This window comes from Photobacterium makurazakiensis, from assembly GCF_050336715.1.
GTDB lineage: Bacteria > Pseudomonadota > Gammaproteobacteria > Enterobacterales > Vibrionaceae > Photobacterium > Photobacterium makurazakiensis.
Genome location: NZ_JAKJSJ010000009.1, coordinates 318,932 through 331,055, shown reverse-complemented (window position 1 = coordinate 331,055; position 12,124 = coordinate 318,932). Strand labels below are relative to the sequence as shown.

Here is a 12,124-nt window from a genome sequence, read left to right as displayed (position 1 = left end):
TGTATGCTGTTATTCATACAAATAGATGTCTGAACAATTGGTATTAGTATTACAGATATTTGCACATATAAACAGTGTTACTTATGTAAGAGCAAGTACAACTGATTTAGAACATGGAATTATTTATCATATTGATAAATAATGGTACTTCGTTCGCTAAAATTATAAATGATTCATGACTGTATTTATGGTCATACAAGCGGGATTGCTTGTAGGTGCTGGTGTGTTTGTGACTATGTTATTAATGGCATGGCGCAAAAACCGAAAGCAGGAAGCTCAAACTAAAATTCTCCCTATTGGACTTATTGGTGGCTTTGCCAATTTTTGTGACACCCTTGGTGTCGGTAGTTTTGCCATTAAAACGGCTGGTTATAAACAATTTAAATTGGTTGATGACAAGCTACTGCCCGGCACATTGAATTGTCAGGCAGTGTTGGCCACAGTCATACAATCTCTGATTTTCCTAACAGCAGTCGACGTTGATCCTATGACTTTGGTTTCAATGGTGGTCGCTGCATGCTTAGGTGCGACAGTGGGTGCTCGTTTGGTGTCGAGCTGGGATCGTCAGTTAATCCGGATTGTGATGGCAGGGGCTTTGCTCGTGGTTGCCAGTCTGATGCTGGCCGGTCAGCTAGAGTTATTCCCGTTGGGTGGTATGGCGTTAGGTTTATCGGGCTGGAAGTTGGCCGTTGCGGTCGTTGGTAACTTCTTGTTCGGGGCATTGATGACAGTCGGCATTGGCTTATATGCACCATGTATGACTTTGGTCTACTTGCTGGGCATGCACCCGCTGGCTGCGTTTCCTATTATGATGTGCTCATGTGCTTTCTTAAGCTTTTTCTCTGCTGGTGGCTTTATTCGTATGAACCGGATCAATAGCCGCGCGGCACTAGTGGTGGCAATTACGGGTCCTATCGGTGTAGTGATCGCGGCGTATTTGGTTAAATCGCTAGATATGCATTTGCTGGCTTGGTTAGTAATCGGGGTGGTGTTATATACCTCTATTACCATGTATCGCTCATGGCTCAAAGAGAAAAGCGTGGTCTCGCAACAGTTGGCAGAGTCCTAGGCCATCAGGCAATTATTATGAAAAAGGTACGCAATGCGTACCTTTTTGCTATTTATTCGTGCCGTTTAGCTGGAAGTCGCGTGTTTCAAGTTGATAGCCGTCAGCGGAATACACTAATACTGAGCCATGATCATACCAGTCACCTAATACGATCCGTTCAGCGGGAAGCCCTGCTACTTGAAGTTGGTGGATTGCGGGGCGGTGAGTGTGCCCGTGGATCATTTGTTGAACACTGTTATCGAGCATAACCTTCTCAACTTCTTCAGCAGTAACATCCATGATGCTGAGGCTTTTCATCTGGTTGTTTTCACTACTTCCGCTACGCATTTTATTGCCGATTTGCTGGCGATAGCGTAGAGGTAAACGAAAGAACAACCATTGAATAATACGATTGTGTACTTTTTTTCGATAGCGTTGATAGCCTTCGTCTAGGGTACACAATGTATCTCCGTGTAAGAGTAGGGTCGGCTGTCCATACAGGTCGACAACCGTATGCTCAGGCAGAAGTTGCACACCTGTCTCTTGGCTAAAACGCTTACCAACTAGAAAGTCTCGGTTGCCATGAATGAAGTAACAAGGTACACCGCTATCAGTTAATTGCTTGAAGGCGTGTTTGATTTGTTGGTGAAAAGGGGAGTCGTCATCATCGCCAATCCACATTTCGAACAAATCACCAAGTACATAGAGTGCATCAATGCCTCGGGTTTCTTGCTGCATAAACTGAAGGAAGCAAGCGGTAATATCTGGACGATCAGCACTTAGGTGCAGATCTGAAATAAAAAGAGTTGTCATAGGAATGAAGGGTGACACAGAGGCCACCCTTTGTGAATAATTACTCTTCGATAGTTACGCTGTTGATAACAATATCTTCAACAGGCACGTCTTGGTGTACATAACCCCAGTTGCCAGTAGAAACAGCTTTGATTTTGTTTACTACGTCCATACCTTCAACAACTTCTGCAAACACACAGTACCCCCAACCATCAGGCGTCTCTGATTTGAAGTCTAGGAACTTGTTGTCGTTCACGTTGATGAAGAACTGAGAGCTTGCAGAATGCGGTTCCATTGTGCGAGCCATTGCCAATGTACCTACTTTGTTGCTTAGGCCATTGCTTGCTTCATTTTTGATTGGAGCACGCGTCTCTTTTTCTTCCATGCCAGACGCCATACCGCCGCCCTGAACCATGAAGCCGTCGATTACACGGTGGAAGATAGTGCCGTTGTAGAAATCTTCACGACAGTATTGCAGGAAGTTTGCACACGTTTCAGGCGCTTTTTCTGTGTTAAGCTGAATTTTGATGTCACCAAAAGTAGTGTGAAGCGTTACCATGAGATTGTCCTTTAATGGATGTACGTTGCTTTAAGTCTTGGATTCTATCTTACTCGGTTTGAGCGTCAATATTAACTCGTGTTGATAGCGTTCTGAGGCTTAAATAGGTGAAAACTTAGCCTTTTGCCTAACTATAGATGATGGATGTTTAGTTGGCATGGATCTAAAGGGAAGGATTGATGGTCGAATATGTGGCCGGTCTGCATTCTTTACGCAGTCATAATTCGTTAGAAAGGCATTTTTCCTTGCCTTAAACAGCCAATAAAGGTGTAATTACCTCCTTATACCGTAACCCCCCAAAATGAGTACCGAAGAGACATGTTGAAGATCTATAACTCACTTACAAGACAGAAAGAGGCATTCCAACCCATCCAGCCTGGTAAAGTAGGCATGTACGTCTGTGGGGTTACCATCTACGATTTATGTCACATCGGTCACGGTCGTACTTTTGTTTCTTTTGATGTGGTTTCTCGTTACCTACGCTACTCTGGTTACGACTTAACGTTCGTACGTAATATTACCGATATCGACGATAAGATCATCAAGCGTGCAGCTGAAAATGGTGAAAGCTGTGATTCTTTGACTGAACGTTTGATCGGTGAAATGCACACAGACTTTGATGCGCTAGGCATGAAGCGTCCTGATATCGAACCACGAGCGACAGAATTCATTGCTGAAATTATTACGATGTGTGAGCGTTTGATTGAGCGTGGCTTTGCATACGTTGCGAGTAACGGCGATGTCATGTTCGAAGTGAGCAAGTTTGAAGAATATGGTCGCTTGTCTAAGCAAGATCTTGACCAGCTTCAAGCGGGTGCACGTGTTGATATTGAAACGGCGAAACGTAGTCCACTTGATTTCGTACTGTGGAAAATGTCGAAGCCGGGTGAGCCAACATGGGAATCACCATGGGGCGCTGGTCGTCCGGGTTGGCACATTGAGTGTTCAGCGATGAACTCAGCAATTTTGGGTGATCACTTTGATATCCATGGTGGTGGTTCAGATCTTCAGTTCCCGCACCATGAAAACGAAATTGCGCAATCGTGCTGTGCGACGGGCTCTCAGTATGTGAATACTTGGATGCACAGTGGTATGGTCATGGTTGACCGTGAAAAGATGTCTAAGTCTTTAGGTAACTTCTTCACTATTCGTGATGTGCTTGGCCATTTTGATGCTGAAACTGTTCGTTATTTCCTAATGTCTGGTCACTACCGTAGCCAGCTGAACTACAGCGAAGATAACCTTAAGCAGGCGCGATCTGCACTTGAGCGTCTTTACACGTCATTACGTGGTTTAGATCTATCAGTTGAAGCTGCTGGTGGTGAAGAGTTTGTTGCTCGCTTTAAAGAAGCAATGGATGATGACTTCAACACGCCGGAAGCATACTCAGTACTGTTTGATATGGCGCGTGAAACTAACCGTCTAAAAACAGATGACGTAGCTGCGGCTTCAGCATTGGGCGCACGTCTTCGTGAACTGGCTGATATTCTTGGCTTACTTGCACAAGAACCAGAAGCTTTCCTTCAAGGTGGCGCTGGTGAAGATGATGATGTCGCTGAAATTGAAGCGTTGATCCAACAGCGCCTTGATGCACGTGCTGCCAAAGATTGGGCCGCTGCCGATGATGCGCGTGACAAGCTACTTGCGATGGGGATCATCTTAGAAGATGGCCCACAAGGTACGACTTGGCGTCGTAAGTAAGTCATTGTGTAATCGTTAAATTAGCTTTCTAAGAGCCGGAGTTTTTACTCCGGCTTTTTAATACCTGTTATTGTGAATGAGGAATTATATTTTTTCCGGCAATTCAGTCCCACATTTACGGCAATAATCGGCATCTTCTTCATGACCACTGGTTGAACAATTCATACAGCGAATGAGATCACGCTGTGTTTTCATTTCTTGGCTCAATTCTGCTGTAATGATCCCGGTTGGCACGGCAAGAATAGAATACCCAAGTAACATGGTGATAGACGCTAACGTTTTACCCAGATCCGTTTGCGGTACGATATCGCCATAACCGACCGTTGTTATGGTGACGATAGCCCAATAAATGCTGGTAGGAATACTGGTGAAGCCATTGTCTGGCCCTTCAATTACGTAAAGCAATGATCCTAATACTGTCACGAGAATAGCGACGGTACTGAAGAAAACGAGTATTTTCCGCTGAGCCATCAATAACGAACGCAACAGAATATTAGAATCTCTTAGAAAGCGTGCGAGCTTCAATATCCGGAATATCCGCATTACCCTGATCAAGCGAACAATTAAAAGGTAATTTGACCCAGGGAAGAGGAAAGCAAGGTAGCTAGGTAGTATGGCGATTAAATCGATGATGCCATAAAAGCTACGAGCATAGGCCCATGGCTTAGGAGAGCAGTAGAGGCGAAACAAGTATTCAATGGTAAATAGAATTGTAAAGAGCCACTCAAGAGCGAAAAGTACCGTTGGATAGTGGGTTTCTATACTGCTAACCGATGACAGAATTAGAACCAGTTCAGAGCAGAGGATTGCGATAATCAGTGCAACATCAAAGCGCTGTCCTGCTTTGGTTTGGGTGCCGAAAATAACTTGGTAAATTTTCTGACGCCGATTGAGAGTAACCATAGTGCCTTGTTTCTTAGGTGATAATTACTAAGGATATAAGCAAATGGTAAAACTATGAAGTGAGAGGTCGTAATGAGGAGAGAATTTACAAGAGGCAAGCAGCCTTGCCCCTCTATATTAAGCTTAACTGAGCCGACAGTTATGCGAGGCCGGGGAATAATGCCCGCAGACCATTGGCGATAAATTCAATACCTAATGCAGCCAAAATTAAGCCCATAATACGCGTGATCACGTTGATTCCTGTTTGTCCTAAGAAGCGAACAATAATGGGTGCGGCCCTAAAAAGTAGCCAACAGCTGAAAGCAAATATCACAATGGTGGCGGCGATACCGAGTGTATTGGTAACACTCGGATAACGCGAGCCGTAAACAATCGTAGAACTGATTGCACCAGGGCCTGCCATTAGTGGCATGGCAAGAGGCACAACGCCGATTTGCTCTCGACTAATTGATTCCGACTTTTCTTGTTTATTCTGTTTATCTTCACCCAACTTACCGCTCATCATTGAGAAGGCGATAGTCAGTAGTAGCAATCCACCCGCAACACGGAATGAATCCAGCGAGATACTAAACATGTCCAGTAGAAACTGGCCTGCTAGCAATGAAACCGTCAGGATAATAGTAACGGCAATATTGGCAGTATAAGCCGTTTTATTTCGTTCTTCTTTACTCATGTGAGCGGTAAGCGAAACGAAAATGGGCATAATGCCGATTGGGTTAACGGCAGCAATTAAGCCGACAAAAAATTGCAGAAAAATGGCAAGTTCGAGTGTTTGCATTTTTAGTATTCTAATTGAAGTATATAAAGAAGCAGGCTTCGTTACTCAACACCCATCAGTATAGGCAACCGTTGTTGGTTTGCAGAAAGAAAGGCAGGCGAAAAGCGTGTCGATCCATAGGGCAAACTTTCGAGTAATACAGTGATGAGTTATTGATCGGCGATACTTTAAGCCAAACGATTGCTGAGTACCAATTAAAAATAGTTATATCCCCCGTTATTTTAAGTAATTTATAAATGTGTTGTTACTGTCCTGTGAACGGCTACTTTTTACGGCTACCCTTAGTGGGTAAGTTTTGTGCTACAAAGGTGAAACAAATCATTCTTGCAAAGGTTTGATAACGTGATAATGATCACGAATAAGTTTAGGTATGATCGTTTATGTAGAATTATTACGTAATATGTAACGCAGCGTAATGCTACTAAAAAATGCAAAAGGTCGTTTTTCAACCGATAAGGTCTCATAGTCACCTTTTAAGTTATTGGTTTAGAGTGGTTGAGATCAAATTTTGACAAAGTGTAATCCTAAATGGTTACAAGTGATCTAAATCAATTATTTTCACAGCGTGAAATAATATAATCAGTTTTGAAAGCGATTTACTAAGTATGTGTGTTATCGATTTGTAAGCAAGACGCTGTGATAACCCCCCAAGGATGTAAGACATATCCTTACTAAAAAGTTTTCAATATTAAGTTAGGAGTTAACTATGCCTGTAACAAATATGGCTGAACTAGATGCAATGGTTGCCCGCGTCAAAGCTGCTCAGAAAGAGTTTTCTACTTTTTCTCAAGAGCAGGTTGATAAAATCTTCCGTGCAGCTTCTCTTGCTGCGAATAACGCGCGTATTCCTCTAGCTCAACAAGCTGTAGCAGAATCTGGTATGGGTATTGTTGAAGATAAGGTTATCAAAAACCACTTCGCTTCAGAATTTATCTACAACAAATACAAAGACGAACCAACTTGCGGTATTTTGGAAGAGAACGAAGAGTTCGGCACCATGACTATCGCAGAACCAGTAGGTATCATTTGCGGTATCGTACCGACAACTAACCCAACATCTACTGCAATCTTCAAATCACTAATCTCCCTTAAAACACGTAACGCAATTATCTTCTCGCCACACCCTCGCGCTAAAAACTCAACAAATGATGCTGCGAAATTGGTACTGGATGCTGCTATTGCCGCAGGTGCACCAAAAGATATCATCGGTTGGATCGACCAGCCATCTGTTGAGCTTTCAAATGCGCTAATGAAGCACGATGACATTAACCTTATTCTTGCGACGGGTGGTCCAGGTATGGTTAAAGCGGCTTACTCTTCAGGTAAACCTGCTATCGGTGTTGGTGCGGGTAACGTGCCAGTAGTTATTGACGAAACTGCTGACATTAAGCGTGCTGTAGCCTCTGTGCTTATGTCTAAAACATTCGATAACGGTGTAGTTTGTGCTTCTGAGCAGGCTGTTATCGTTATGGATGAAGTGTACGACGAAGTGAAAGAGCGTTTTGCTTCTCACAACGGTTACGTGCTGACTAAGTCTGAAGCAGAAAAAGTACGTAAAGTGCTGCTTATCAACGGTAACCTAAACGCAGATATCGTTGGTCAGCCTGCAACTAAGATTGCTGATATGGCAGGTGTTAAAGTGCCTGCAAATACGAAGATCCTAATCGGTGAAGGCGTAGAAGTGTGTGTTGAAGACGAATTCGCACACGAGAAACTGTCTCCAACTCTAGGTATGTTCCGCGCGTCTTCTTTTGAGAACGCTGTAGAACAAGCGGTTAAAATGGTTGAACTTGGCGGTATCGGTCACACATCTGGCTTATACACAAACCAAGATGTTAACGCAGACCGTATCCGTTACTTTGGCGACAAACTAAAAACTGCACGTATTCTTGTAAACATCCCAACGACTCACGGTGGTATCGGTGATCTTTACAACTTCAACGTAGCGCCTTCTCTAACTCTTGGTTGTGGTTCATGGGGTGGTAACTCTATCTCTGAGAACGTGGGTCCTAAGCACCTTATCAACAAGAAGACAGTAGCGAAGCGAGCTGAAAATATGTTGTGGCATAAACTACCTAAATCAATTTACTTCCGCCGTGGCAGCCTTCCAATCGCATTAAGTGATTTAGAAGATAAGAAGCGTGCATTCCTTGTAACTGACCGCTTCCTATTCAATAACGGTTATGCTGACGAAGTAGTATCATTACTTAAAGCTCAAGGTATTGAAGTTCAAACCTTCTTCGATGTCGAAGCGGATCCAACGCTTTCTGTTGTTGAAAAAGGTGCAGAAGCGATGAAGAGCTTCCAGCCTGACGTCATTCTTGCTCTTGGTGGTGGTTCACCAATGGATGCTGCGAAGATCATGTGGGTAATGTACGAGCACCCAGAAACACACTTCGAAGAACTAGCAATGCGCTTTATGGATATCCGTAAGCGTATCTACAAGTTCCCGAAAATGGGTAAGAAAGCTGAGCTTGTATGTATCACGACTACATCTGGTACAGGTTCTGAAGTTACACCTTTCGCTGTTGTTACTGACGACAAGACTGGTGCTAAGTACCCACTTGCAGACTACGAACTAACACCACAAATGGCCATCGTTGATGCGAACTTGGTAATGAACATGCCTAAGTCGCTAACGGCTTTCGGTGGCTACGATGCAGTAACGCACGCACTAGAAGCTTACGTATCTGTTCTAGCGAACGAATACTCTGACGGTCAGGCATTGCAAGCACTTAAGATGCTGAAAGAATACCTACCTTCAAGCTATGCGAATGGTGCAAATGACCCAATCGCACGTGAGAAAGTACATAACGCCGCGACTATCGCTGGTATCGCGTTTGCGAATGCCTTCCTAGGTGTTTGTCACTCAATGGCGCACAAGATTGGTGCTGAATTCCACATTCCACATGGTTTGGCGAATGCACTATTAATCTCTAACGTTGTTCGTTACAACGCAAATGATAACCCAACGAAACAAACAGCATTCTCTCAGTATGCTAGCCCTCAGGCTCGTCGTCGTTATGCTGAAGTTGCTGACCATTTGGGTCTGTCACAAGCTGGCGACCGCACTGCACAGAAGATTGAGCGTCTTCTAACATGGCTAGAAGAGCTGAAAGGCGACCTAGATATCCCACTGTCTATCCAGGCAGCAGGTGTTCCTGAAGCTGACTTCCTAGCGAAGCTAGATGACCTTTCTGTTGAAGCGTTTGATGACCAGTGTACAGGTGCAAACCCTCGCTACCCACTAATCAGTGAGTTGAAAGACGTACTAACAGCGGCTTACTACGGTAAAGCATACGTTGAAGGTGAAACGTTCGAAGGTACAACAGTAATCAAGAAATCTGAGCCAATTGCTGAAAAACCAGCAGCTAAAGCAAAGAAAGAGAAAGCTGAAGCTTAATCATCATTATTGCTAGCGCATAATGCAGTTATTATTTAGCCCGCCACTTTGGCGGGCTTTTTTATATCTGTATTTATTGGTTAAACAACATCAGAGTCATTTCATCGTAGAGGTTCAGCTTACATAACCAGTAGGTTAACTGACCTCTGCTTCAATCATTCTGCCGTTGAAGTAGTCGTTAGCAACGATGTATTCTGCACTTCTTACGATTTCATACTGCATCGGTAAACTTACGACATTGCTGTTGTGCTCTGATTGACACGATGGACAATTAATCGTCAATGGGACAACGCCACCGACACGAATATTGAACTCCGCTAACTCTTTGGCCCAGCTTTGGGTTAAGCCGGAAACCATCGCTTTAGAGCCAGAATTGAGCATGTTTTGTGAGTTGCCCTCATTAACTGCCAAGTTAATGATGACTCCTCGGCATTCGTGCTCACGCATGTAGTGGGCCGTTTGCTTGCCAAAAGTGAAAAATGACGTTGCTTCTTCTGCCATTGAGCGACTGAACTGATCAACGGCTGACGGGCTTAGTAGTGATGGTAGTTCAGCCCCTAGCCAGCAGTTGGTGAGCACATCAATTTGACCATAGTGTTGATGAACGTTACCTATCATGGTGGCGATAGAAGGCTCTGATTGATCGGCAATAAGATAAGATTGACACTGTGCCCCAATCGCCTGGCAAGCTTTCAGCGTTTGCTGTAGTTCATACTGACGTACATCAACCAATGCAAGCTTCGCTCCTAAAGAGGCAAAGTGAAGTGAAATTGCCTTGCCTAAAGGGCTGCCTGCAGCAGTAATGAGTATGACTGATTGAGCAATATTCATAACTCTTCCTATCTCAATTTGGCTGAAGTTTAGCTTTAGTCGAGTATTCAGCACTAAGGTTGAATCAACCTACTTACAAATAATTAACCTAACATTACGGCGTTATCAGTAACATAACTGTGAAAATGCGCCCAAAGTGCCGTTGTCTGTTTTTAAATGTTAGTGAACTGTGATCGTAGTGCGGGGTCTTGATAACAAAGCTATGAGGGTGGTCACGAAATGAACGATTTTGTGATGAAGGATAGATTTAAGTGCAATTGGTTGCATTTGGTTTGTTTAGGTAATTAATTATACATATTCACGATCTAATGCTTTGAGGGCTAAGTTGGCGGCACGCTAGTTTTGGTGCATCTCAGCAAAGCGTTTTGCTTGAATCAGTGATAGGTATAAATCTTGCGGTGATGCTTGAATGGTTGCGTCTTCTTTCGGAGGTAAAAGACGACGTTCATGTCCTGAGAGGTTGTGGTAAATCTCTTCTGGCATGCCTTTAGTCCCTTGCGGTGGAAAGGTAAGGGCTGTTGGCTGTAGGCCTTGCAGTAAACGTACATCTGCCAAGCCACTGTCTTGAAATAGTTGGGCTTGTCGCGCGCCATTCTCATAACAGTGTTCAGAGGTGGTCAAAGGTTGTGGGTCTTGCAGCTCAAAATAAGCGCGAAGTTCTGACTCTGTTTTTCCGGGCTTCGGCAGTGCATCAACGGGGGTTGTTTCAAGGTAGTCGGGCGATAACATCGCAAGCATTAATCCAAAGTCAGCACGGCGCCCACCTTCAACCGCATGGTTGAGGTGTGTACCTAGCTGCACTTCGCTTATCAGCTGTGCTTTGTCTAATGTATGGATCTGCATTCAATCGCACCGAAATTAAAATAGCAAAGAGTTTGCTACTTAGAGGTATATCGGTGCGAGTTTGAATTTCTTTAGTGAAAAAAGGTTTATTTTTCAAGTGAGGCGATTGCTACACGCATTCTGTGCAAAGCTTCATCAAGTATCTCGGTGCGGCAGGCAAAATTGAGACGGACAAATTTTGAATTCCCGAAATCAGCACCTGGAGAAAGCCCGATACCAGCCTGTTCAAAAAATTTAAAGGGAGAAGGTACCGGCAGCTGAGAGGCGTCGATCCATGCGAGATAAGTCCCTTCAATTGGGTGGAGTGTTAAATAGGGCATGCTATTGATGGCATCCTCGAGCTTCGCCTTATGATCCTGTAAGAAAGCGAGTTGATTATCTAACCAGGGTTGACCGTGTGCATAGGCGGCCTCTGCTGCCGTATAAGCCAACACATTCACATCGGGGACAATGCCCGCCTTGGTCTTGATAAACTGTCGACGTATTTTCGGGTTCGGAATTATTGCCATTGAAGCACCGAGACCCGCGATATTGAAGGTTTTACTGGGTGCTATCAGGGTGATTGAACGATTAGCTGCACTGTCATTTAGACTTGCAAATGGAATGTGCTTGCAGTTTGGGTCAAGGATGAGGTCGCTATGGATTTCATCAGAACACACGGTAAGATCATGTTTCTCGGCAAAAGCCAAGACTGACTCAAGCTCATCTTTACTGTAAACCGTGCCACCTGGGTTTAATGGGTTACAAAAGAGCATTAAGGTTGAGTTTGGGGTTGCAGCATCATCATCAAGCGACATCAACCAGCGCTGCTGCTCAAGGTTAACCGGGAGAGTTGAAAGCTGTCGGTTAGCAAGCTTTATGGATGATTTGAAGGGAGGATAAATAGGACTTGGGCATAATACACTTTGCTCAGGCGAGGTCTGTGAGCGCACAGCCAAGTTGATCCCGCAAACCAGCCCCGGTAAATACACGATCCATTCTGGCTCGATATGCCATTGGTAAAGTTCAGCCATACGCTCGACTAACAATGCGGTGAGCGTTTCAGGGGCACTGCCGTAGCCAAAGACCCCATGGTCGACATGTTGATGTAGTGCCGCCGTTATGGCCTCTGGTACTTTGAAGTCACTGTCCGCTATCCACATCGGCAAGATATCTTGCCCTTTGTATTTATTCCACTTGATACTGTTGCTTTGGGTTCTATCGACGAGTTGTTCAAACAGGTGGTTCAAAGGTGTTTCTGCCATGGTGAGTTCCTTGACGGTGAGT

Annotated in this window: 10 protein-coding genes; 3 read left to right on the top strand and 7 right to left on the bottom strand. The window is 44.3% G+C overall.

Annotation, left to right across the window (positions count from 1 at the left end; all coding sequences use genetic code 11):
* Positions 1-175 precede the first annotated feature (175 nt).
* Positions 176-1,069, top strand: a complete 894-nt coding sequence (locus tag L4D09_RS01795; protein ID WP_428455772.1) for a sulfite exporter TauE/SafE family protein — start codon at positions 176-178, stop codon at positions 1,067-1,069.
* A gap of 48 nt (positions 1,070-1,117) precedes the next feature.
* Here L4D09_RS01795 and lpxH read toward each other — a convergent pair whose 3' ends face one another.
* Complete coding sequence (gene lpxH, locus L4D09_RS01790) at positions 1,118-1,861, bottom strand: UDP-2,3-diacylglucosamine diphosphatase (protein ID WP_428455906.1); 744 nt, start codon at positions 1,859-1,861, stop codon at positions 1,118-1,120.
* 40 nt (positions 1,862-1,901) lie between these two features.
* Positions 1,902-2,399 carry a peptidylprolyl isomerase gene (locus L4D09_RS01785; protein WP_428455771.1) on the bottom strand — a complete coding sequence of 166 codons (498 nt, stop codon included), beginning with the start codon at positions 2,397-2,399 and terminating at the stop codon, positions 1,902-1,904.
* Positions 2,400-2,717: 318 nt separating this feature from the next.
* On the opposite strand from L4D09_RS01785, the gene cysS reads away from it, so the two are divergent.
* On the top strand, positions 2,718-4,100 hold the full coding sequence (gene cysS / locus L4D09_RS01780; RefSeq protein WP_428455770.1) for a cysteine--tRNA ligase: 1,383 nt from the start codon (positions 2,718-2,720) through the stop codon (positions 4,098-4,100).
* 84 nt (positions 4,101-4,184) lie between these two features.
* Here cysS and L4D09_RS01775 read toward each other — a convergent pair whose 3' ends face one another.
* Together L4D09_RS01775 and L4D09_RS01770 are read right to left on the bottom strand one after the other, a co-directional pair.
* A complete protein-coding gene (locus tag L4D09_RS01775; RefSeq protein WP_428455769.1) occupies positions 4,185-5,003 on the bottom strand; it encodes an ion transporter in 819 nt (272 codons plus the stop codon).
* A gap of 139 nt (positions 5,004-5,142) precedes the next feature.
* Entirely contained in the window at positions 5,143-5,781 is a 639-nt protein-coding gene (locus tag L4D09_RS01770) for a YchE family NAAT transporter (protein ID WP_428455768.1), read from the bottom strand.
* 706 nt (positions 5,782-6,487) lie between these two features.
* On the opposite strand from L4D09_RS01770, the gene adhE reads away from it, so the two are divergent.
* A complete protein-coding gene (gene adhE / locus L4D09_RS01765) occupies positions 6,488-9,184 on the top strand; it encodes a bifunctional acetaldehyde-CoA/alcohol dehydrogenase (protein ID WP_428455767.1) in 2,697 nt (898 codons plus the stop codon).
* A gap of 135 nt (positions 9,185-9,319) precedes the next feature.
* On the opposite strand, the gene L4D09_RS01760 is transcribed toward adhE, so the two are convergent.
* The 3 genes from L4D09_RS01760 to L4D09_RS01750 form a co-directional block, all read right to left on the bottom strand.
* A complete protein-coding gene (locus L4D09_RS01760; protein WP_428455766.1) occupies positions 9,320-10,015 on the bottom strand; it encodes an SDR family oxidoreductase in 696 nt (231 codons plus the stop codon).
* 336 nt (positions 10,016-10,351) lie between these two features.
* On the bottom strand, positions 10,352-10,858 hold the full coding sequence (locus L4D09_RS01755) for a VC2046/SO_2500 family protein (RefSeq protein WP_428455765.1): 507 nt from the start codon (positions 10,856-10,858) through the stop codon (positions 10,352-10,354).
* An 86-nt stretch (positions 10,859-10,944) separates the two neighbouring features.
* Positions 10,945-12,102, bottom strand: a complete 1,158-nt coding sequence (locus L4D09_RS01750) for a MalY/PatB family protein (protein ID WP_428455764.1) — start codon at positions 12,100-12,102, stop codon at positions 10,945-10,947.
* Positions 12,103-12,124 lie beyond the last annotated feature (22 nt).

Bases quoted from the DNA above. Each gene is read 5' to 3' on its own strand.
- adhE (WP_428455767.1), top strand. From the start codon at position 6,488: ATGCCTGTAACAAATATGGCTGAACTAGATGCAATGGTTGCCCGCGTC.
- L4D09_RS01770 (WP_428455768.1), bottom strand. From the start codon at position 5,781: ATGCAAACACTCGAACTTGCCATTTTTCTGCAATTTTTTGTCGGCTTA.
- L4D09_RS01785 (WP_428455771.1), bottom strand. From the start codon at position 2,399: ATGGTAACGCTTCACACTACTTTTGGTGACATCAAAATTCAGCTTAAC.
- lpxH (WP_428455906.1), bottom strand. From the start codon at position 1,861: ATGACAACTCTTTTTATTTCAGATCTGCACCTAAGTGCTGATCGTCCA.
- L4D09_RS01775 (WP_428455769.1), bottom strand. From the start codon at position 5,003: ATGGTTACTCTCAATCGGCGTCAGAAAATTTACCAAGTTATTTTCGGC.
- cysS (WP_428455770.1), top strand. From the start codon at position 2,718: ATGTTGAAGATCTATAACTCACTTACAAGACAGAAAGAGGCATTCCAA.
- L4D09_RS01750 (WP_428455764.1), bottom strand. From the start codon at position 12,102: ATGGCAGAAACACCTTTGAACCACCTGTTTGAACAACTCGTCGATAGA.
- L4D09_RS01795 (WP_428455772.1), top strand. From the start codon at position 176: ATGACTGTATTTATGGTCATACAAGCGGGATTGCTTGTAGGTGCTGGT.
- L4D09_RS01755 (WP_428455765.1), bottom strand. From the start codon at position 10,858: ATGCAGATCCATACATTAGACAAAGCACAGCTGATAAGCGAAGTGCAG.
- L4D09_RS01760 (WP_428455766.1), bottom strand. From the start codon at position 10,015: ATGAATATTGCTCAATCAGTCATACTCATTACTGCTGCAGGCAGCCCT.